At 44.3% G+C, this 22,169-nt stretch carries 22 protein-coding genes and 1 riboswitch; of the genes, 10 read left to right on the top strand and 12 right to left on the bottom strand.

Features of this window, described 5'->3' with window-relative positions:
• From QZW82_RS21865 to QZW82_RS21840, 6 genes are all read right to left on the bottom strand, one after another.
• Positions 1 to 192, bottom strand: a complete 192-nt coding sequence (locus QZW82_RS21865) for a hypothetical protein (protein WP_293152743.1) — start codon at positions 190 to 192, stop codon at positions 1 to 3.
• Between the two features lie 460 nt (positions 193 to 652).
• Positions 653 to 2,779: an SPFH domain-containing protein gene (locus QZW82_RS21860; protein WP_293152740.1), complete on the bottom strand. Its 2,127-nt coding sequence runs from the start codon at positions 2,777 to 2,779 to the stop codon at positions 653 to 655.
• Between the two features lie 365 nt (positions 2,780 to 3,144).
• Positions 3,145 to 4,068, bottom strand: coding sequence for a DUF2207 domain-containing protein (locus QZW82_RS21855; protein WP_293152737.1), 924 nt, complete (start codon positions 4,066 to 4,068; stop codon positions 3,145 to 3,147).
• Positions 4,069 to 4,375: 307 nt separating this feature from the next.
• The gene (gene cbiQ, locus QZW82_RS21850) at positions 4,376 to 5,176 is read right to left on the bottom strand and encodes a cobalt ECF transporter T component CbiQ (protein ID WP_293152734.1); all 801 of its coding nucleotides are present in this window, start codon (positions 5,174 to 5,176) and stop codon (positions 4,376 to 4,378) included.
• 74 nt (positions 5,177 to 5,250) lie between these two features.
• Entirely contained in the window at positions 5,251 to 5,583 is a 333-nt protein-coding gene (locus tag QZW82_RS21845; protein WP_293152731.1) for an energy-coupling factor ABC transporter substrate-binding protein, read from the bottom strand.
• Positions 5,584 to 5,587: 4 nt separating this feature from the next.
• The gene (locus QZW82_RS21840) at positions 5,588 to 6,346 is read right to left on the bottom strand and encodes an energy-coupling factor ABC transporter permease (protein WP_293152728.1); all 759 of its coding nucleotides are present in this window, start codon (positions 6,344 to 6,346) and stop codon (positions 5,588 to 5,590) included.
• Between the two features lie 21 nt (positions 6,347 to 6,367).
• A riboswitch (cobalamin riboswitch) is annotated at positions 6,368 to 6,532 on the bottom strand.
• A gap of 210 nt (positions 6,533 to 6,742) precedes the next feature.
• Between QZW82_RS21840 and QZW82_RS21835 the strand changes: the two genes are divergently transcribed.
• On the top strand, positions 6,743 to 7,420 hold the full coding sequence (locus tag QZW82_RS21835; protein WP_293152725.1) for a Uma2 family endonuclease: 678 nt from the start codon (positions 6,743 to 6,745) through the stop codon (positions 7,418 to 7,420).
• Between the two features lie 249 nt (positions 7,421 to 7,669).
• Positions 7,670 to 9,250, top strand: a complete 1,581-nt coding sequence (locus QZW82_RS21830; protein WP_293152722.1) for an FAD-dependent oxidoreductase — start codon at positions 7,670 to 7,672, stop codon at positions 9,248 to 9,250.
• Positions 9,251 to 9,861: 611 nt separating this feature from the next.
• Here QZW82_RS21830 and QZW82_RS21825 read toward each other — a convergent pair.
• Together QZW82_RS21825 and QZW82_RS21820 are read right to left on the bottom strand one after the other, a co-directional pair.
• A complete protein-coding gene (locus QZW82_RS21825; protein WP_293152719.1) occupies positions 9,862 to 12,018 on the bottom strand; it encodes a pentapeptide repeat-containing protein in 2,157 nt (718 codons plus the stop codon).
• Between the two features lie 25 nt (positions 12,019 to 12,043).
• Positions 12,044 to 12,358 carry a hypothetical protein gene (locus QZW82_RS21820; protein WP_293152716.1) on the bottom strand — a complete coding sequence of 105 codons (315 nt, stop codon included), beginning with the start codon at positions 12,356 to 12,358 and terminating at the stop codon, positions 12,044 to 12,046.
• Between the two features lie 150 nt (positions 12,359 to 12,508).
• Between QZW82_RS21820 and QZW82_RS21815 the strand changes: the two genes are divergently transcribed.
• A complete protein-coding gene (locus QZW82_RS21815; protein ID WP_293152713.1) occupies positions 12,509 to 12,958 on the top strand; it encodes a hypothetical protein in 450 nt (149 codons plus the stop codon).
• Between the two features lie 319 nt (positions 12,959 to 13,277).
• Here QZW82_RS21815 and QZW82_RS21810 read toward each other — a convergent pair whose 3' ends face one another.
• The gene (locus QZW82_RS21810; protein ID WP_293152710.1) at positions 13,278 to 13,925 is read right to left on the bottom strand and encodes a Uma2 family endonuclease; all 648 of its coding nucleotides are present in this window, start codon (positions 13,923 to 13,925) and stop codon (positions 13,278 to 13,280) included.
• A gap of 33 nt (positions 13,926 to 13,958) precedes the next feature.
• On the opposite strand from QZW82_RS21810, the gene QZW82_RS21805 reads away from it, so the two are divergent.
• The 3 genes from QZW82_RS21805 (at position 13,959) to QZW82_RS21795 (ending at position 17,176) form a co-directional block, all read left to right on the top strand.
• Positions 13,959 to 14,744 (top strand): leucine-rich repeat domain-containing protein, encoded by a 786-nt coding sequence (locus QZW82_RS21805; protein WP_293152707.1) that lies wholly within the window; start codon positions 13,959 to 13,961, stop codon positions 14,742 to 14,744.
• A gap of 299 nt (positions 14,745 to 15,043) precedes the next feature.
• A complete protein-coding gene (locus QZW82_RS21800) occupies positions 15,044 to 16,462 on the top strand; it encodes an ABC transporter substrate-binding protein (protein ID WP_293152705.1) in 1,419 nt (472 codons plus the stop codon).
• Between the two features lie 135 nt (positions 16,463 to 16,597).
• Positions 16,598 to 17,176, top strand: a complete 579-nt coding sequence (locus QZW82_RS21795) for a Uma2 family endonuclease (RefSeq protein ID WP_293152702.1) — start codon at positions 16,598 to 16,600, stop codon at positions 17,174 to 17,176.
• Positions 17,177 to 17,350: 174 nt separating this feature from the next.
• On the opposite strand, the gene QZW82_RS21790 is transcribed toward QZW82_RS21795, so the two are convergent.
• From QZW82_RS21790 to QZW82_RS21780, 3 genes are read right to left on the bottom strand one after another with little or no spacing between them, the layout of a single operon-like run.
• Positions 17,351 to 18,208 (bottom strand): metal ABC transporter permease, encoded by an 858-nt coding sequence (locus QZW82_RS21790; RefSeq protein ID WP_293152699.1) that lies wholly within the window; start codon positions 18,206 to 18,208, stop codon positions 17,351 to 17,353.
• Positions 18,208 to 18,984 carry a metal ABC transporter ATP-binding protein gene (locus QZW82_RS21785; protein WP_293152696.1) on the bottom strand — a complete coding sequence of 259 codons (777 nt, stop codon included), beginning with the start codon at positions 18,982 to 18,984 and terminating at the stop codon, positions 18,208 to 18,210. Before QZW82_RS21785 ends, QZW82_RS21790 begins: the two co-directional genes overlap by 1 nt.
• 41 nt (positions 18,985 to 19,025) lie before the next feature.
• Positions 19,026 to 20,048, bottom strand: coding sequence for a metal ABC transporter substrate-binding protein (locus tag QZW82_RS21780; RefSeq protein ID WP_293152693.1), 1,023 nt, complete (start codon positions 20,046 to 20,048; stop codon positions 19,026 to 19,028).
• A 185-nt stretch (positions 20,049 to 20,233) separates the two neighbouring features.
• Between QZW82_RS21780 and QZW82_RS21775 the strand changes: the two genes are divergently transcribed.
• From QZW82_RS21775 to QZW82_RS21760, 4 genes are all read left to right on the top strand, one after another.
• Positions 20,234 to 20,662 (top strand): putative toxin-antitoxin system toxin component, PIN family, encoded by a 429-nt coding sequence (locus tag QZW82_RS21775; RefSeq protein WP_293152690.1) that lies wholly within the window; start codon positions 20,234 to 20,236, stop codon positions 20,660 to 20,662.
• A complete protein-coding gene (locus QZW82_RS21770; RefSeq protein ID WP_293152687.1) occupies positions 20,659 to 20,904 on the top strand; it encodes a toxin-antitoxin system HicB family antitoxin in 246 nt (81 codons plus the stop codon). The genes QZW82_RS21775 and QZW82_RS21770 overlap by 4 nt, the downstream gene beginning before the upstream one ends.
• Before the next feature lie 155 nt (positions 20,905 to 21,059).
• A complete protein-coding gene (locus QZW82_RS21765) occupies positions 21,060 to 21,608 on the top strand; it encodes a restriction endonuclease (protein WP_293152684.1) in 549 nt (182 codons plus the stop codon).
• The gene (locus QZW82_RS21760; RefSeq protein ID WP_293152681.1) at positions 21,605 to 22,156 is read left to right on the top strand and encodes a hypothetical protein; all 552 of its coding nucleotides are present in this window, start codon (positions 21,605 to 21,607) and stop codon (positions 22,154 to 22,156) included. Before QZW82_RS21765 ends, QZW82_RS21760 begins: the two co-directional genes overlap by 4 nt.
• Positions 22,157 to 22,169: the final 13 nt, after the last annotated feature.

Genomic DNA, 22,169 nt, shown 5'->3' with positions numbered 1-22,169 from the left:
TCACAGGGCAGCTTTTTCGTAGGAAAGATTAGCTATTTGACGCAAACAGCATTTTTCAAATAATGGAGATAATCGAGTAGATTTCTTGACCTCTAATTTTTCGGCCTGTTTTTCAGTAATTCTTAGTTCACCAATACAGCTTTTTACTGTGCGCGGTCGTCCTTGCTCTGTTCCTGTTGCTTCTTCGATCAAAAAAAACCAATTTCTTGGCCCAATACAGTTGACTTAAGAAAAATATGACTTGACCAAAATGGCTATATTGCCAGAAAATCGTCAGATGAAATTCATCAAAAGCATTAAGTAAACCGTATTGAAATACAATCCACTCCATCAAGAGAAGAGTTTTGAACCGTATTGGGGCGCTTTTGGCGCAGAGGGAAGAGTATTGCGAGGGTTTTGGATGTCGTAAAAAAACCTTTTATCCCTCCCCTCTCTGTGTTCTCTGTGTTCTCTGCGGTAAAATCTTCTTAATATCTACTTCACCTCTTTATAATCCAAAAATCGTCAGATGAAATTCATCAAAAGCGTTAAGTAAACCGTATTGAACCATAAACTTCATATTTTTGCACCTCTAATTCCCTGAACAGTAAAGTTTTAGACAAAAAGCCTTCAGAGAGGACAAAAATCCTCTCTACAAACTGAACAAACTTACTCAAACATCCTCAGACAATTCATCAAATAGCGCATCAATATCAGACTTCACAACAGGCTCATACTGAGGAAATGGTGAATCATTAGGAGACTCCTGCGACTTCACCGAATTCATAGACTCCACCGACTCCACCGATCGCACTTTTGCTACTGGTGATTCTGGCACATCTTCCACAACAACAGACTTAGATTTCTTGACATTAATTACAGGTGAATGTGCTGGATTTTCACCATTTTTACTGGTTTCATTCCGCAGCAACATTGCCATCAAACCGTCCAACAAACCCCCACTACCACCGTTACCATTGACTGTGACATCGGGAACAACGCGAACGCTACCATCCGAGACAGCTTGCATCAATTGCAGTAGCGTATAACTCTGCGTACCAAGAGCGTTGACACCAACTTGATAAGCATCGGCTTTTGCTTGTCCCATCAACCGAATCCCTTCTGCTTCACCACTTGCGTGTTCGATCGCAGCAGTTGCACTCAATTGAGCAATTTTCACCCCTTGTTCCGCCGCCACCACCTGATTTTGAATGTTGGCGATCGCAGTTGCGCGCACTAATTCCTGACGCTGCGACTCTGAAATCCGCTGCACTTCGTAGGTTTTTTCTTGTTCCTGGGCAATTTTGCGATCGGTCAATGTTTGCATCAACTCCGCTGGCGGCGAAATCAAACCGATCAGCGTGTCCACAGCCTGCACATCATAGGCACGTAGGGCTTGACGGACGTGTTCGGCGGCCTCTGCTTGGCGTTCGCTGCGTGCGATCAAAAAGTCGAGAATTGTATATTCTTGAGCCGAATTCCGAAAGTAATTGCCGACAATTGGACGCAACACTTGGTCGATGAGATTTTGCATGGAACCTTGCCGCGAAATGACTCTCGGTGCATCCAAAGTACCGATATGAATGATTTGAAAAATTTCCAACTCAAAGGTAAATCCGTCAAAAGAAAGTAATTTCAAAGCGCTTAGTTTCGAGTCATAGCCGTGTTCTCCACTGAACCGCGATGTGAAGTTTAAAACAACATCGGTGGTGGGAACAAGTTCGACTTTCATCACCTTTGTATTGATCGGATGTTTGCCGGGATACAGCGGTTCAATCCACACACCTTTATCACCTTTTTTGACGAGATTTCCGTGGGTAAAAGCTACACCACTGACATCTTTGTGCGATTCCCCTACATAGGAAATGACTACGCCGACATAGCCGATCGGCACTTCGGTCATTTTCACCTCTTCAACCTGCACAAACCAAGGGTTCAGGTTCCAAGAACCGGATAAAATTACCTGTTCTTGCAAACCCCTGCGCCCGCCACCTTTGATGAAGGATTGCGCTTTTTGGAAGTTGTCGTGACCGGGAATAATCGGCCCAGCGATTTCACCTTCATCAATCGGAACTCCGTCGAGCACGTTGGCAATTCCCACGCGATCGGGAGCAAGTTTGTATAGGTGAAGTTCCGATGGCTGCATACCTTTTGCAGCGGCATTGGCTGAAGTAATCACCTCAAATACAGCCGTATTAATCCGATAAGTACCAGTGGTGATAATGGCTAGTTGTCGTCCTTTTTCGCCGCCGTCGGTGAGGAATTTGCGGGCATTTTGGAAGTTGTCACAATCGACGACTTTGCCTAAAATGCGATCGGAGGGAATGGTTGCTCCGTCATTAGCAATAATCAAACCAATTTCATCTTGAGGAACTACAACAACAGGTTCTTTGCGAACACTATATTGCCAGGGAAAATAACCAAAATGCCAGCCGGGAGGCAGGGTATCCGCTTGCAAACCTCCTTCACCATCGAGGGCAATCAATCTACTGGATGGCAAGTTTTTGCTGGAGAATTTCTTGACTACAATTCCTACTTCTCGTTCGCCGATCGCAATTAAGCCCAAAGTCCAACCAATTTTGGGGATAAAGATGAAAATTACGAACATTGTGCCTACGGGATAGATCCAAATCGGGATGCTGAAACCTTCTTCCGGCGCTGGTTCGACTTGCTGGGGCTGGGTCGGTGGCGGATTGGTTTGTGCGGGAGTTGGTGGGGCAAAAGTGCCTGCTAGTGCGATCGTGGTTGCGAAAGATGCTGCTAAGGGTAAAAGCTTGCGAAGCCAAGGTGATTTAGTCATAGTTTTAACCTGCTTTAAGTGGAAATGTACTGAAAAGTTCTTAACTACAATCAGTATTCAATATATTTCTGTTTAAGTCAATTCATTAAAGTCATGAGTTATGTTCATAAAAGTCATATTTGGGATGTGATTTGTCATGAAGTGCGATCGGTTTATCTCAAAATCTAGCAAATTTGGACACGGCAATGCCGTTTCCCTACCCAATTATTTGTAGGTAAACGGCACTGCCGTCTCCTGAATTTGGGTGAGATCAATATATCAACGAGTGTTCAGAAACCGGTTTTTTTGCGACAATACTTCGGTATAGCCAACAGATTAAGTAAAACCCGGTTTCTTTGATTGTGATGCGTCCAGGGGCGTTGATATTAACCGCCATCACCACCACCACCGCCATCACCACCACCACCGCCATCCCCACCACCACCGCCATCACCACCCCAACCACCACCACCACCCCAACTACCACCACCGATACTACCGCCACTGCCATCGCTACCGCTACCGCCATTAATCATGAATATAGTAATGATTATTCCAAATATCCAAAGCACTGGAGAAGGAAGTCTGGGTTTTGTAAAAGAGCTTTGTCCCGGAGTAGATTGAGATGACTTACCATTTTGTTGCCAACCAGCTTGAGGTACATTCAAAATTGCCTGCGGAAATGCAATCTGCACTTCTAATTCCTGTTCCGGCTGAATAGCCTGACTTGCCACAAATTCAAATGTTTTAGGATCTACTTGACGACGAACTGCGGCCGTACCAAAATTTGTAAACGAGAGAACTTTCCCTGACAAAGCTTCGGGTAATTTCACCGTAACTTTTCCAGTATTAACTGGCGCTTTTCGACCCGCTGCAATCGCTTTCCAATAAACTTGAGTATTTCCACCATCTAGCTGCAATCCACCTACCACGCGATATTTGATGACAAAAGTATGTGAGTCTGGCGGTTTTAATTCATGTTGCCAGCGAATCCAAAGTTGATTGTTTTCTGTTCCAGTGCTACTCGGAATTATTTGATTATTTTCGGCAACGGTGACATCTTTAATTGCATCGACTTTATCTAACGGAATGTAGCGATACCGTTCATTGTTGTATGCTGCTGTGAACACATATTTTTGCGTTTCAGTGACTAACATATCTCCGTTGGTCTGAACGTCGATGATGACATTGATGTTATCCCAGTAGAATGGTAGTTGTTGGGCCGCTGCATGAGTTACTGTGACTAAGAATAGGCTTAATGATGCTAGTAAGACAAAAGCTATTTTTTTGAGGATTCGTTTACTTATCATAGGATTTTCACGAGATAACTGTTGACTACAATTATTCAACAGGTTTCTTTTGGAGTCAATTCATTTAATTCATTAATTGTGTTCATAAAAGTCATATTTATGGCAGAAAGCCCTTCTGTCTCTCTTGTTTGCATCAAAGTCTAGATCCCCCCTAGCCCCCCTTAATAAGGGGGGGACAAGAGTTTTCTCAAAGTCCCCCGACTATCATGGGGATTTAGGGGGATCTAGACTGGGGTAAAAACGAGATTTATAAAGGCTTTAGGCTTAATTTGACACGCCTTTGGCACTGCCGTCTCTTAATTTTGTTTCAACTTTGAAATACCACACTTAACAAAGTTAAAATCGTGCATCCAAACAGCGCTTCAAATGTATATCTTCGCGAAGGTTTGTAAGGGGAAGAATGCCAAACGCGCAATTCTCCATTAAAGCCGCGCGATGCTAAACTCAACGAAACTTGACGGTAGTTTACCAAAGTCCGCTGAAGCAATTGTCCGATTAAAATGCCCAAACTTCGCATTCCTAATTTCCAAGTGCGATAGCCGCCGCGCGAGTTTTGGGCTATCCAAATTTCATCTGCGATCGCCAATAAGCTAAAAATAAAGCGATACATTAGTAATAGCAGTTCTGTGACTAACTCTGGACACCTTAATTTTCGGAGGATTTGCAAGATTTCGGTAAACGGGACTGTCAACAGGATGAAGTACATACAGCTTGTCGATGCGAAGGCGCGGGCTAACAGCAAGCTCACTTGGTATATTCCAGTACGGCTCACATACAGATAAAAACTGCCGGTGTGAATGCCCCAACCTTGCCAAATATCCCATTGAATTGCCGAGATTCGATCGCCCGCAACCGCACCCACCGCCAACGCAGGCACACTCGCCAGCAAAAACATCAGCGGTAGCAACAGCAAGCGCAGATAGAGTTTCGCCGGAATTCCCGCATAGACGACGATCCAGATTGTCAACCAAAGCCCGATCGACAACTGCACCGCTGCATGGGAAACTAGAGACAGGATTAATAGGGCGATCGCAAAGGATAGCTTGTGAGTTGGCGGCAACCCACGCAAGCGATTTGTATAAGCGAGACTATCAATCTGATGGTTCATTCCAAAGTCTTCCAGTCCGCGCAGGCGGACTTCGTGTGTGTAGAAGCGAATTCTATTCGCCGTTTATTCATCATTCATTCCAGCGGCGATTTATCATCAGATTGCTGAGATTGCGATCGGCCTTTATAAAGCCCGATCGCATAGCCAACTACCCCCGCCCCCACCGCTGCTTGAGACGCAAACAATAGACTGGCAATTTCGCTGCTAGCAGGCTCAAACAAATGATTGAACCAAGGCTTATAACTCGGTTGAATTTCCGTAATTGCTTTCTTAGCTTGGTCATCCGATCCGCCGTATTCACCCCGCACAAAAACTAGGGGAATCACCGCAAGGGCGACAACTCCAATTACTAACATCCAATTTTGTTGCGAACTAGCTTGCTGATTTTTTGTAGGTTTTTGATTCACGACTTTATGACTCCTGTTTCAATAATTTCAGAATTTCTAACTCTGGTTTCCCGTAAGAATGCAGCCAATTCCAAACCAATAAAGTCAGCAATCCCTCACTAATCGCCAGAGGTACTTGAGTAATCGCAAAGATGCCAGCAAACTTGAGAAACGAAGCCATAAAACCGCCACTCGCTGCCGGAAAAGCCAATGCCAACTGCATCGAAGTCACCACATAAGTCAGCAAATCTGCCAAAGCAGCCGCACAAAAAATTGCCAACCTTTGTTTACCAGTTCGCATCAGCAATTGATAGATAAAATACGCAGCAAACGGGCCAACAATCGCCATCGAAAACATATTCGCCCCCAACGTTGTCAGCCCGCCGTGCGCTAACAATAACGTTTGAAACAACAGCACTAAAGCGCCGAGTACAGCCATCACCGAAGGGCCGAACAAAATTGCACCCAAACCCGTACCCGTTGGGTGAGAACAACTCCCCGTTACCGAGGGAATTTTTAAAGCAGAAAGCACAAAAGTAAACGCACCTGCTAAAGCTAGTAATAATTTAAGTTCCGGGTGTTCTTTGGTAATTCGGGCGATCGATCGCAAACCCAAGACAAAAAAAGGCAACGCCACCATCCACCAAAACACAGCCCATTGCACCGGCAAAAAACCTTCCGAAATGTGCATAGCTGCGGCGGGCGTTGCCGAACCTAAGACAAGATAACAACTCAAGCCAGCCATCAATCCCAGGCTGACTAATTTCCGATTTCTGGCCTGCATACTGAACCTCGCAGATGAGACAATCTAAACTAACGCATCGGCGGGCATTCTGACTTAAGAGGTTGAGGACTGAAGTCCTTACTACAAACCTCATTACAGTTGCGGGACAGCGTTGGACTTGCACCAAACTTTCCCCGTTTCCTCTAATGGCTGCTCCCCATTAGAACCGAGTTGTTAGATTGAGTATAGTCGATCGCGCAACTCTAGACTGATATTTTACAAAAATTATTTCAGCTTAATTAAATCAAAAATAGCGATCGTCTTCTCTTTCTTCTCTTTTTTTCTCTTCCTTCGCGTCCTTAGCGTCTTCGCGGTTCGTCAAAATCTTAACTAAATAAAAAATTATATCTAAATAAATAAACGGTATAATATTAATGAGTTTTGAGAAAAGCCGCCATGTTAAATTACAACTTCCCTAGGCACTGGCCCTCAGCCGACGAACTACCAGACTCAGATGAAACACCAGTGGATAACGAACTGCAAGAATTAATCCCAGGATTGCTAAAAGCAATATTGCTCATACTTTGGGCAGAACGCATGGACTGGTTTTTTGGCATAGATATGGCTATTTACCATCACCTCAACAAACCCATCATTGTGCCAGATGCTTTCTTAAGTTTAGGTGTACAACGGTTTTACGATGAAGAATTGCGTCCCAGTTACGTGCTATGGGATGAGAATGTCATACCACAGTTCGTGCTAGAAGTTGTTTCCGCAACCTATCGCAAGGAATACAGCACAAAATTAGACATTTATCAAGATTTAGGCGTACTTTATTACGTCATTTATTCTTCGCGTCGCCGTCGTAAACCTCGTTTGGAAGTACACAAGTTAGTCAATGGGAAATACGAGTTACAGCCAGGAAATTATGTTTGGATGCCAGAAATAGGTTTGGGAATTGGTTGTGAAAGGGGAAATTATTCTGGGGTGACAAGGGAATGGTTGTATTGGTACGATGCTGATGGCAAACGCTATCTGACTCCTGAAGAACAGGTTAAGGAATCAGCGCAACGCGCCGATCGACTAGCTGAACGATTGCGCGAGTTGGGGATAGATCCTGATACTATAAGCTAATTGAGAGGAAAGAGTGCCAGAATGACTTAGCCTGCGGGCGATCGCCAATCTAGTTAGTCCACCAATTGCGATCGCCCTCAACCGACAATCTTCGGGACAAACCCGGTTTCTGCATCCCGAAATGTGTGAAAATTATCAAAAAAATTAGGAAAGATGCGGCCTTATTTGGAACAGACAGAGAGTTTGATGGCAAAAATGGAGATGCAGATCGACAAAATGGCGATCGGGAGACGCGATTAAATCATGTTCATGGATTTGCGTTCTTACGATATCATCTGCTTTGGTGATGAAGTTCCAGGAGTGCTAGCTGTTATCTCAGCAGCCAGAGAATACCGTCGCCGGACAAAGCTTTATCCGCGAGTTTTGCTGATGTCTAAAGGAAGCTTGCAAGAAGGAATTGGCGGACATTTAGTCAGAGGCGGCCTCGCTTATTTAGATCGAAGTCAAGTTAGTCAAGAACTTCAACAATCTTTAAATTTAGACCCCTTTGGTTCACCGCCGACAATCTATAAAGAATTCCTGCAAAAATCAGGTGTCAGCGCGATCGCCCTTGAACCCAGCAAAGCCACGGCAGCTTTGAAAGCAATGCTGGTACAAGCAGGAGTCGCACTCCTCAGCAAAGTAGAAATTAAATCAATCAATAAAGAAGGCCAAAAAATTACTAGCATAATTACCTCAAAAGGGACAGTTTATGTAGCAAAACAATTTATTGATGCCACTGTCAATGGCGAATTAGCTCAAGCAGCAGGTGTGCGAAAGCTGAATGGATTTGAAACCTTTGGTTTGCCTAACTCAGAACTTCCTGTCACTCTCAGTTTTGAAACCCAAGGACTCAGTGTCAGAAGACTGAAAGAACTCGATTATATCTATCTAAAACGCTTTACAAACCGTGCCGATTCCGAAGCTCAAAAATTTTTGCTGTCCGCAGCGGGGAAAGATGCCAAACTAGCAGAAGAACTCCGCCTGGAAATGATCGATACCAGAGGCAATCTCAAAACTCTGTGGGCGGGCAAAGATTACATAGATGTGCGATCGCCTGCGCTATCTGTAGCATACCACTCTTTTAGAGGCAGAAAGCTATCTTTCCCTGAAACCGGCATAATTTTAGATGAAGGAAATATCGCCATACTTCCAGATGAAAGACTTTCGTGGAATGCACTGTTATTTGCAGTTACCAGCAGCGAAGCAGAAGCCTTAGCCAGAAATGGGAGCAAACCCACAGCTAATATGCAAAAAGAGATATCATTTGTAACCACTTGGCTGAAAAGTTTGGGGGCTACATCTGTTACTCCGGCTTCAGAATTGTATATCAGACACGCCGGAAACGTGACGGGAGTTGTAGAACCTTTAACAGGCGCACAAATGCTGCGCGGTGGCGTACCAGCTACCGAAGCACTGGCAACATTTAGCTATCATTTTGATGTTCGGGGAGGCATTTCGGGGATTGGCGAGAAAGCAAAGAGTCGAGGGTGGTTTAAAAGTCTGATGTTCCAACAGCCTACCTTCAATATTGGCATCCGCCACGCATTAATGAAAACTGTTCCTAACCTGGCAGTTGTTAGTCCCTGTTCTGGATTTGAAGGGCTAGCTTGTTCTGTAGGCAGAATTGTAGAATTCAATGTAGCAGTTGGTCAAGGTGTCGGTATTGCAGCCGTTAATGCCATTCTCAATAACAAAAACTTAGCCGATATATCTAACCGAGAAGTCAGACAAGTTCTAGTTGAAACAGGCCAGTTACCTAAAATTTTTGGAGTTGCAAACAATACTGATGGAATGTTATTAGCACAATTCGAGACTCTTATCAGTGCCGATGCCATTGCATCATTATAGCACTTCTAAAAAACCAAGGTACGTTGTTGGGCTTCAGCCCTTCTTATCTAATTGGTAAGTGTGGAGCCATCCCTCATACCAAAAAAACACAGAAAAATAAAGGTTCGTAGTGAGGGCTTTAGCCCGCAGAAAAAGAAGGACTAAAGTCCGAACGATCGAACCAACTTTTAATTATTGTTCGTAGTGAGGGCTTTAGCCCGCAGAAAAAGAAGGACTAAAGTCCGAACGATCGAACCAACTTTTAATTATTGTTCGTAGTGAGGGCTTTAGCCCGCAGAAAAAGAAGGACTAAAGTCCGAACGATCGAACCAACTTTTAATTATTGTTCGTAGTGAGGGCTTTAGCCCGCAGAAAAAGAAGGACTAAAGTCCGAACGATCGAACCAACTTTTAATTATTGTTCGTAGTGAGGGCTTTAGCCCGCAGAAAAAGAAGGACTAAAGTCCGAACGATCGAACCAACTTTTAATTATTGTTCGTAGTGAGGGCTTTAGCCCGCAGAAAAAGAAGGACTAAAGTCCGAACGATCGAACCAACTTTTAATTATTGTTCGTAGTGAGGGCTTTAGCCCGCAGAAAAAGAAGGACTAAAGTCCGAACGATCGAACCAACTCTTAATTCTTGGGCGGGCACTTCGGATGAATCCCTCCCTGCAAACAAATGTAAGCAATTTGACTTTGATCTAAATTCTTAACCTCGGAAAAATTAACACCTTGGAAGCGACCAGATTTACTACCGGCCTGACTTTGAATAAACTGATCCGAAGTCCCCTTCCCCAGGAAAACAGCACCTTGAAAATTAGCTCCCGCTAAATTCGCACCTCTAAAATCTACTGAACTTACATCTGCATTCCGCAAATTAGCATCTTGCAACCGAGCATCTTTTAAATTCGCGTTAGCGAGTTTAGCCGAACTCAAATCAGCATTTTGTAAGTTAGCGCCGCTCAAATCCGCACCGGACAAATCCGCACCTTGCCATTCCGATTTAGACAAATTTGTTAAGGATAACTGAGTACCTTGAGCCTTGACTTTGCCCAAACGCGCACTTTCTAAATTGGCGCCCGAAAAATTGGCGCTGCCGATATCTGCCCCGGTAAAGCTTGCCTCTTTTAACATTGCTTGCTGCAAATTTGCCCCAATCAAAAGACTGTTGCTAAGATTAGCTCCATTCAAATTTCCATTTGACAAATTAGCTTTGCTCAGGACAGCGCGCACAAAAGTAGTGCGGTTCATTACGGCGCTGTTAAAAGATGCTCCGGTTAAATTTGCTCCTTCAAAATTAGCTTCGCTTAAGTCAGAAATCCAATCGTCAAATGTCCCCGGACGCCTGTCTTCGCCAGTGCCGTAAAAGCGAATCCCCTGCAAGCTGGCATTGGTTAAATTGGCTTTTCTCAGCTTAATTCCTGATAAGTCAACTTTGTCTAATACTAAAGTAAACTGACCCGGGCTGGCAGGACTTTGACCTAAATCTGTGCGGCTCAGATCGGCGCCGTTGAGCTGGCTGCTATACACTGTGAGAATTTTGCCGATCGCCCTTTGCACTGTTCTCTGACGGGTAGCCGCTAACTCGCGTTCCGCTGTCTTCCCCCCGTAGCGCAGGGATTCGAGCTCATTGCTGAGGGCTTGGTTCAACCGCTGCAAGTCAGGTAAAGCTTTCGGCCCGGTACTGACTAAAGCTTGCTGGATCGCATCCAACATCGCCTTGCTGTCTTCTTGGGCCAGCAAATCCGCTAGCAAAGGTACGGCGCGGGAGTCATCCACCGCCCCCAAAGCCAAAATAGCCGATCGCCTCCCCGATGTTCCGCTACCCGAAGCAGGAGACAATTTGCTCACTAAAGCTACAAATAATTCGTCATTCCGCTGCCGAGAATCCCGCAAATTAGCTTGACTTTGAGTGTAGATTAGAGTGCCAACAAACAAACTTAAAATCACTCCCGCACTGCCAATAGTAACTATCACTAAAGTTGTGCCTGGATGTTGGCGAATCCAATTCCACAGACTGGGATCTTCTTTGATATTGGTTTCCGGAGTCAAAACCAAAGCCGCAATTTGCGCGTCTTCCTCAGTCCAATCTTGACTCCCGACAGGATTGGGCGACGGTTGGTGCGATTCCCTACGGGATAGCTTCGCTTCACGACTATTGACCACCAAAGTATTCGCGAGGCGATCGTGTCCGGATTGCCGTTTGTAGCGCAATCCAAAAGCGCCATCTGCGAGGACTGCCAAGCCGCTCAACGCCCCTAAAATGATTAAATCTGGAAACGCGCCAGTCAAGCGCCAAACCCCGTAAGCGACGCCCAGAGGCACTCCCCAGCGCCCCAAACTTTCGCGAACCAGCACTCGCGCCCAACCCGGAGGATTGCCCGAGGCTGTGATAACTTTCACCCCAAACCAACGTTTCGGAAGAGTTTGACCGGTTCTGGCGAGCAAAAACAACTGCCACGCCGCCAAAGCTGCCGGTGCCAGCAGCGCCCCCGACCAGAATAGATTAGTTAGGGGTGCAACTCTGGGGTTGCGATCGCGCACGGGGATAGCCAAAACACGGGCAACAGTTTCCGATGCTGCTGCTACCGAGGGATTGAGTGGCACGGTTTGAGCTTCTTTGTTAACCACGGCCCCGATACTGAAGGGAACCAGGGCGCTAACTGCAATTAACGAAATTTCAACTGCCCAAGCGCCGCAGCGGCGAACCAGCAGTGGCATTTGCTGGGATTGTGTCGGCCAAGACGGATCGGGTTGATTAATATCACCGGGTGCAGTTGGGTTAGACATATTTATAATTTCCTATTGTTAATCCTTAGTTGGAGGAATCAGGAGATATTGCCAATTTATATGCTATGTAGATTAGCACTCCGAGAACGCCAAGAGTCATCACGGCGGAAAGTAGCTGTACTATGCTATTGAAGACTGTCAGAACAACGATCGCTCCGACGGCAAAGACTGCCACCTGCCCAGGTTTCGGGAGTTTTTGAAACTTGTCCAAAAATTGATTGTATAAGGTTCCGATCGCTTGATAGCTGTCTGGATTTTGTTGGACAAGAGGCGATCGTTCTAGTTTAGCTTTCAGTTCTCCGATCGCTTGCTGCCAATTGAAGTTATTTTGAGGATTCATAAAAAAGTTTGGGAGTTAGTTTAGCTGTACATCGTTTTAGGACGGTCACATTAATAAGAGTCACATTACCCTGTTCGGAACCGTTAATTATCCTCTACCGTCAAATAAGTAGAACCTTCCGCCATTGTGTTCGGATCAACAAGGATAAAAATGAAGATATGCTATCCGTGCGATCGCCCCAGACTGCGCTTTGGCTCGATCGCAATCCTAGCCCTAGGAATGATTTTAACTGCTGCCGGAGCTATTCGGAGCCAACCGTTGCAAATTGCTCCAGGATTTCCCGAACCGCTGAGAGTTTCGGGAGTTTCCGGCGGCCCGAACAATAGTGGCGACTGCGGTTTCGTGGCCCAAGGCCCGAACCAAGTCATCGAAGTAACGCAGGATTTGCCTTACTGGCGGATTGCAGTACAAACTGCGGGAGCTCCCAGTTTGATGATTCAGGGGCCGAGGGGTCGTTTCTGCGTCCTACCGGCGAATGCTGCTGCGGGGATTGTAGAATTTTCCGGTTATGGAGACAAGGGGACTTATGTGATTTTCGTGGGCGATCGATCGCAAGGTCAACACCCTTATTCTCTCTCAATTTCCCAACAGCGAAATTAACAGTACAACGAGATTAGGGCGTTTGCTGTTAGAAAATTGGGTATTTGCGATCGAAAACCCGCCAAATTTCTGACAGCAAGTGCGTCCCATACTAAACTTGAATAGTATAGCGGTTCTCACAAAGATTCGCGGACGTTGTTGGGCTTGGGCCCTCTTGGTTTAAGCGGTTATATAAGCTGTCAGTTATACCTCATCTTTTTGAGAAAGGCTATATAAATTTTAAAAAGAGCCAGTCAACTGCCGATTTAGGGCAGATTAACCCAAATAATTTGAAGATAATTTGGGCATGAGTGCAATTTTATTTGCTAGGGATTTCACCTCAATTTTGTATTGAGTCTCTCACCCATTTGCGAAACAATCGGAGAGTTTCACTCGTCCCCGCCGTTTGACTTTGTTCGCAATATTGAGAAATCGCTTCAATAATTGGCAGATTGGGAAATATCGGACTAAATTCCGATGCAACATATTTCCCATCTTCAAGCACATTAATCTGAAGCCTTTTATTTTCATAGCGCCAAATCTCAGGTACTCCCAGCGCCTCGTAAGCATCCAGTTGAGTCTTGGAAGTGCGATCGACTTCAATTGCTAAATCCGGCGGCGGATCGACTGTTAAGTCTATGCGTTTTTTGCCAATCATTAGAGCGTAATTCTGGATATAAAAACATTCATCCGGTTCAATTCCTTGCAACATACTTTTTCTTTTAAAAGTAGTCGATCCAAATGGTTCAAAGTCTATTTCAAGTTCCTCAAACAAAATTTTCACTAAATAGCCAATAATAATTTTAGCCTTCTCATGTTCTGGTAGGGGCATCCTAATCTCCAAAGTTCCTTGACTGTAAGCTATTCTAGAGCCGCGGTGTTCTCCCAACTCCTCTAGAATTGCTTCAAATTCCTGCCAGTTGACATCATTCAACAGCAGTCTATGTCCTGGCGGCACACTGATTTGTCTTAATTGCAGCGTTACCATTTCAACCTCCGATTTATATGACTTTATTATAACTTGCACATCAAGGTATGTTGTTGGGCTTCAGCCCTCTTTCTTATATATCAAGCAGTACGGTTATGCGATGCTGCCGATCGGAAACTTTCAAGTCTCACACAACTCGACCTCGATAACAATGACATCAGCGACATCAAACCATTGCAATCTTTGACTAAACTAACTGAACTAGGTCTTAGCAGAAATACAATCAGCGACATCAAATCTTTGCAATTTTTGACTCAACTGACTTCGCTCTCCCTCTCCAACAATCAAATTAATGACATTAAACCGTTACAGTCGTTGACTAAGCTGTTTTTTCTCACTCTCTCCAACAATCAAATCAGTGACATCAAACCCTTACAATCCTTGATTGAACTGGATTATCTCAGCCTCAGCGACAATCAAATCAGAAACATCCAACCGTTACAATCTTTGACTAGCGTGACTTTTATCGAACTCTACAGCAATCAAATCATCGATATCAAACCGCTAAAATCCTTGACTAACCTGATTGGGATCCATCTCAGCAACAATAAAATTAGTGACATCAAACCGTTGCAATCTTTGACTAACCTGACTTCGATCGGACTCGGCAACAATAAAATCAGTGACATCAAACCGTTGCAATTTTTGACTAAACTATCTAGCCTAGGTCTCGAAAACAATAAAATTAGTGACATCAAACCGTTGCAATCTTTGACTAAGCTAACTGGGATCGGTCTCGGCGGAAATCCGATCGCCCCCAAAACTTGCCCTCTCAAACCAGAGTCTATCTGTAATTGGGTATCACTACCTAAATCATAAAACTTTACTGTTCGGAAAATTAGAAGCACAAAATCATGACACTTACATTTGCACACAAACACATGAATTTACCAAAGCCGATCGCACTTACTTGTTCTACGATCCTAGCATTACCTGAAAATGCACGCCGAAAATTCCTGAAACCCCTGTGGGGTGGGCATCTTGCCCGCCCTAAGAATACAAATATGACTTTTATGAGTTTAATTAGTGAATTTAATGAATTGACTTTGACCAAAATCTTTTGAATACTGATTGTAGTTAACAACTTTTCTGTAGAAATTATATAAGGAGAAAAGATTATGTCCCAAGATAAAAGGAAAAGCCCGCCGCCCATTGTTTTTATTATTGCCCTCGGCTTAATTGGGTTTGGTGTATTCAAATTCCTTCCCGGTTTATTCGCATCCAAAAGTTCAGATACATCTACACCTACACCTGGATCTCCATCCACACCGGGTGCGAGTCCATCGGGGGCGATCGCAACTCGCATCAGTTTAGGAAATCAGATATTGGTGACATCGCAAACAACACCTGAAAAACAAGCAGGCGTTACAGCTTTTGCTAAAGGAGATTACAAAGAAGCCGTGCAAAGATTTCAGGCTTCGCTGCAACAAAATCGCAACGATCCGGAAACGGTAATCTATTTGAATAATGCGAGAGTAAGCGATCGCACTTCTTTGAAAATTGCCGTCAGCGTGCCCAGCGGCAGCAACCCCAACATCGCCCAAGAAATTCTCCGAGGTGTCGCCCAAGCTCAAGATGAAATCAACACTAGGGGAGGAATTAATAGTGCCGGTTTGCAAGTTGAAATTGTCAATGACAACAACCTTCCAGAAGTCGCCAAAGAAGTTGCAGCAGCATTAGCAAACGACCAGAAAATTCTAGCAGTAATCGGACACAATGACAGCACTGCGTCTTTAGCAGCCGCTCCAATTTATCAGGAAAAGAAACTGGTGATGATTACGCCTACCAGCAGTACGAATAATTTGTCAGGTTTTGGCAGCTATATTTTTCGGACTGTCCTAAATAGTGGCTCGACGACTGCTCCTTTAGCAGAGTATATCGTCAAACAAGCAGGCAAAGCCAATATTGCCTTCTGCTATGACTCTCAAGCTGCTGGCAGCGCTTCATTTAAGGATGAATTTATTGCATCTCTTTCAGCATCAGCCGGCAGATTAGTTCCTATTGTCTGCGACTTGTCAGCGCCGACATTTAATCCCAACAATGCCATTGCCGATGCTGTTAGCAAAGGAGCAGAAGGATTGATGCTAGCACCCTACATCGAACGCCTCGATCGCGCGATCGATCTAGCCCGTGCCAATCAAGGCAAATTAGCGCTCTACAGCAGTTCAACTCTTTACACCTTTCAAACGCTAAAAGATGGACAAAAGAGCGTTGACGGGCTTGTTTTGCCTGTTCCCTGGCATCCTGAAACGAATCCCGGCAGCACTTTCCCAAAAAATGCCAGTCAGCGCTGGGGAGGAGTAGTAAATTGGCGTACTGCAACGAGTTATGATGCGGCTCAAGCTATCATCGCTGGCTTGCAGCAAAGTAATACGCGGGAAGGATTGCAGCAAGCACTCAAAAGCCCGAATTTCTCGGCACCGGGAGCTAGCGAGGATGTGAAGTTTTTGCCAAGTGGCGATCGGGCGGGTTCGCCAATTTTAGTACAAGTTAAAGCAGTAGGAAAAACTGGGTATAACTTTTCCCTGTTGCGGTAAATTTATTCGGACTGTAGGGGCGGGTTCACCAACAATATTGGCCAAAAACCGACAATCTCATAAACCCGCCCCGGCCTGTTTTTAAGCGATTTTTAAGATATACTAAAATAAGTAGATTAAAGGAGAGCCTTGTATATGATCGCGCAAGTTGAAACCAAAACCTACACGGCCCAGGAATATCTAGAAGCTGAAGTTAATTCTCTGGATCGGCATGAATTTATCAATGGCGAGATTGTTATGATGGCTGGTAGTTCATTGAATCATAATGAAATTACCAGTAGTTTAATGGTGATACTGAAACTAGCCTTAAAAGGGAAACCCTATCGGACTTTTGTTACAAATCAGCGGCTTTGGATTCCGCAACTTAATAATTACACTTATCCAGATGTGATGGTGGTTGCAAAACCGATCGAACTTCAACCGGGACGTACCGATACAATTACCAATCCTCTGTTGATTGCCGAGGTGCTATCTAAGGGTACTAGAGCTTACGATCGCGATGACAAGTTTGCAGCTTATCGCAGTATTCCGAGTTTTCAGGAGTATCTATTAATCGACCAATATCGCGTACAGGTAGAACAATATTCCAAAACTGAAGCGAATAAATGGATTTTTTCGGAATATAGCTGTGCGGGCGATCGGCTGATGTTAACGTCTGTGCAGGTGGAAATTTCGGTAGCAGATTTGTATGAAAATATTGAGTTTAGTGAATAGGCGAAAAGTCCGTGAAGCGAAGCTATCCCGAAGGGAATCGCGATTATTAAATAATATCATCTCCGGTGAATCGATTATAATTCCTGTAGGGCCAGGTTCACCGACAATAATCGCCTCAAACAAATAATTTCATAAACCTGCCCCCGCCCAACGACAAAATAACAGGAATATTGTTTATTCGTTAATAGTTTGCGAGTCCCTAGATCTCACCAACAAACCATATTTGGGGGCAAAAACCATCGCCAACACAAACAGCAGCGTTTGCAGCACCACAATACATCCGCCTGTCGAACCATCAATGTGATAGCTGATATAAGTTCCCATTACGCTAGAAAATACTCCCGAAGTCATCGCAATTAGCATCATATGGTCAAAATTATCGCTCAACAAATAGGCGGTTGCCCCCGGAGTTACCAACATTGCTACGACTAAAATAATGCCGACTGTCTGAAGTCCCGCAACTGCTGTCAGCGATAGCAAAGACAGCAACACGTAATACAGGAAAGTGATATTTAAACCGATCGATCGCGCGTGAGTCGAGTCAAAACAAAACAAGATTAAATCTTTGCGTAAAATTGCCAGAGTCACTAGGGTGATGGCACTAATAATCACAGTTTGAACAATATCCGAATCGGAAATACCTAAGACATTGCCAAATAAGATATGCGTTAAGTCGATCGAACTTCTGACTTTAGAAATTAACACCAAACCAAAGGCAAAAAATCCGGTAAACACTAAACCAATCACTGTATCTTCTTTAACGCGAGTTTTTGCTTTGATAAAGCCGATCGCAATTACGGAGCCCACGCCAAACAAAAACGCCCCCACCGCCAAAGGAATATTCAGCACATAAGCAATCACAACCCCCGGCATCACCGCATGGGAAACCGCGTCACCCATCAATGCCCATCCCTTCAAAGTCATATAGCACGAAAGCGCCGAACAAACAATCCCTACTAAGGCGCTGACTAAAATCGCCTTCACCATAAATTCATGCTGCAACGGTGTGGCAAACCACTGAATTAAGTCCATTATTGCTTCTCCCGATTCACTTGAGTTAACCGACTTTTTGCAAAGGATAAATCACCGATCGCACCGCCAAAGGTGCGGGAAAGATTTTCCTCAGTAAACACTTCTGAGGTGTTGCCGTAGGCGAGAATACTGCGATTAATTAATACTACTTGGTCGCAAAATGTAGTAATGGATTCTAAATCGTGAGTTGACACGAGAATTGTATGGCCTGTTTGCCGCAATTCCATCAGCAAATCAATCATCATTTTTTCGGTTTTGATATCAACTCCGGCGAAGGGTTCATCTAGCAGTAAAACCTTTGCTTGTTGCGCCAAAGCCCGCGCAAAAAAGGTGCGTTTCTTTTGTCCCCCGGATAACTCTCCGATTTGGCGATCGCCCATGGGCCACATTTCCACCCTTTCCAAGCTTTCTCGCACCGCTTGTTTGTCGATCGATCGCGGAATCCGTAACAGATTCATGTAGCCGTAGCGCCCCATCATCACCACATCATAAACGTTCACCGGGAAATTCCAATCTACCTCTTCCGACTGAGGCACATAGGCAACCAGATTGCTTTTTTGCACTTGACGGATCGGCAAGCCATTAATTAAAATTCGTCCGGTGTTTGGCTTCACAAACCCCATAATTGCCTTAAACAGGGTTGATTTTCCCGCACCATTCATCCCCACCAAACCGCAAATTGTCCCCGCTTTAAGTTGCAGAGAGGCTCTGTGCAAGGCTACTTTACCATGATACGCAACCGTGACATTTTCAATGTCAATACTGATTCTATCCATACCAATTTCTCCAAATTACCAAATTACCAATGCCCAAGGCCCTATCCCCCATTACCCTGTAGTCCTTTTATCAAAGTATTGACGTTGTATTCAAGCATCTTAAGGTAGGTTGATGCAGGGCCTTCCGATGGAGAGAGGGAATCGACATAAAACACCCCGGCAAATTTTGCCCCGGTTTCCTTTGCTACCTGAAGCTGTGCTTCGTTGCTGACGGTACTCTCGCAAAATACGGCGGGGATTTTGTTTGCTTTGACTGTATTAATCACCCGTTCAACTTGTTTCGGTGTAGATTGTTGTTCGGCATTTACAGGCCAAATATAAACTTCTTTCAAGCCGTAGTCGCGCGCAATGTAAGAAAATGCGCCTTCACAACTTACTATGTAGCGTTTGTCTGGCGGAATCGCTGAGATAGCTTGTTTGAGCTTTTCATCTATCGCCTGAATTTCGTCACTGTATTTTGTCGAATTCGCTTCATAGGTTGCAGCATTAGCTGGATCGATATTTGACAAAGCTCTGCGAATATTTCTAACGTAAATTAAAGCATTTTTAGGGGACATCCAAGCATGAGGATTCGGTTTACCTTTGTAGGAGTCTTCGGCAATATTAATCGGTTTAATTCCTTCAGTTAAGGTAATGCGGGGAACTTTGGGAAAACTGTTATAAAATCGAGTTGCCCAGCGTTCTAAATTCAATCCGTTATCCAAAATTAGACTAGCACCTTGCCCTCGTTTTAAGTCGCTAGGAGTGACTTCATAGCCGTGAATTTCCGCCCCAGGCTTTGTGATGGATTGAACAGTTAGCTTGTCACCAGCGACATTCTGTGCCATGTCTGCCAACACCGTAAAGGTGGTAAGAATGACTTTTTGGTCTTTTCGGGTCAAATCACCGGCAGTTGAGCTAGAATCCCCATTTTGCTTGGTTTGAGGCTCCGCTGTCGTCTGAGTGTTGCACCCGCTGAGCCAAATTCCCAGCAATAGCCCGAATATACCAATTTGATAGGGTTTCCAGGCGATCCTCTGCGAGGGCTGCGCTAACGAGGCACTGGGGCGATCGGTATTACTCATTGTGGTTTTTTATAATTCTTTCATTGTTTTAATTTAGCATAAAAGTAGAAATAATGAAAAGATTATGAAAGGGGGAGGGATTGGCGATCGGCAATGCCTAGAGCAAGGTGTGAAGGAGCTCTTTGTATTCAGAGTGGCAATTTTGACTGCTGGAAAGTTATACTGTAGTCAATTATCAGACTCTCATGCCAATTCCACAGATTGTTATTGATACCAACATCATTATTGCTGGCTTGCGCTCTAGGCAAGGCAGTGCTTTTCGTTTACTGGAATTAGTGGATACAGGGGCATTTGATATCCATCTTTCCGTACCATTGGTGCTAGAATATCGAGAGGTATTGTTGAGAGAGTTGCCGAATCTTTATGTCAGTGCCACAGATATTGAAGATTTCATAGAATTTCACTGCTCCGTCGCCACAAGACATCGCATATTCTTTCTCTGGCAACCCTATCTACCCGATCCGAAAGACGACATGGTACTGGAACTAGCGGTTACAGCAAGATGTGATAATGTAGTAACGTACAACATCCGTGACTTTTTTGGTATTGAGCGGTTTGGAATAAGAGCGATCGCACCTGGTGAGTTTTTAAGAGCTATTGGAGCCTTGCTATGAGTAATTTGAACGTTCAACTTCCTGACTCATTGTACAAAGATTTGCAAGCGTTAGCCTTGAAAGATGGAATTTCTATCGATCAATTTATAGCGACAGCAGTTGCAGAAAAGCTGTCAGCGCTAATGACTGAAAGCTATTTAGAAGATTTAGCCAAGCAAGGAATTCGCCAGAAGTACGACGCAGTTTTAGCTAAAGTGCCAGATGTTGAACCAGAACTCTATGACGAGTTACCGCCAGCATAAAAATTGGATTTCACCCGATCGTGTAAAACCAATATATTCTGCATTTGAGACGATTTGTGACTGGTGGCAGCAATCAATTATAATCTAGTTTTATGATAAACTTAAATAGATCGCTTACCTAGAAGCGTGTAGTTGTTGGAGTATAAAAATTGGTTGTGGCAAAAGATTACGAAAGGATGATTCAGTCGCTACAATGGGATGGATTGCGAACGCTATGGGACAATATCGAGAATCGTAGCACCCCAGGATGGGACGCGGGCAAAGCCTTTGAGTACCTCGTTCTACGAGCATTTCAACTTGATGGCGCAGAGGTAAAATGGCCTTATAGCGTGGAACTCTTTGGGGAAAAAGTCGAACAAATTGATGGTGTCGTCTATTCATCTGGACTTTCCTGTTTGGTTGAAAGCAAAGACTTTCGAGATCAAACAAACGTTGATATTGCTCCTATTGCCAAACTTCGCAATCAACTTTTACGCCGTCCCGCAGCCACTGTTGGATTAGTATTCAGCCGAACTGAATTCACAGAACCTGCTCGGTATCTTTCATGTTTTTCTCTACCGCAAACAATTTTATTATGGAGTGGAAAAGAAATAAAATATGCCTTGGATAATGAAACAATTTGCGAACTGTTGACTTTGAAATACCGTGTATGTGTAGAACACGGATTGCCTGATTACGACGTTAGAGAGCGAGATATCCCATGATTACTTACATTGTCTGTGAAGGAAATTTCGATGCACAATTACTTAAAATTGCGATCCCAGAAAAATTACTTAATGATGTCGAAGTTGTTGCTGCTGGTGGAGGATATGCTATCAATTCACTGGCTCGTTCTTTAGTTGTACGTCGGCAAGTACCTGTTATGATTGTGGTTGATGCGGATTCAGTAGAACCAGAGTTAGTTCAACAACGTCTCAAAGATATTGAGGAAATAGTTGGAGGCGTAGCAGCTAATACACCAGTAAAAGTAGTCATGGCTGTTCCTGAAATAGAAATTATCTTTTTTCAAGATGTCTCTTTGCTTTCGCGGTTGCTAGGATACATACCTCCTAAAGATATACTTGATATGGCAGTTTATCAACCTAGAAAAGCTTTAGAGCAATTGATTTCTCGATCGGAAATAATTCACAATTCCTCAGAAATTATCGATCGATTGACTAAGGAAGAGATTGAGATTTTACGATCGTCTTCTGTTATGCAGGAGATCGCTCATTTTTTGCAATCTGTACGTGAAACAGCAAACGCTGTATGAAGTCCGCCTGCTG

The sequence above is a fragment of the Microcoleus sp. bin48.metabat.b7b8b9.023 genome (assembly GCF_013299185.1).
GTDB lineage: Bacteria > Cyanobacteriota > Cyanobacteriia > Cyanobacteriales > Microcoleaceae > Microcoleus.
Note: the sequence above shows the minus strand (reverse complement) of the source record. Positions and strands in the feature narration are given on the sequence as shown.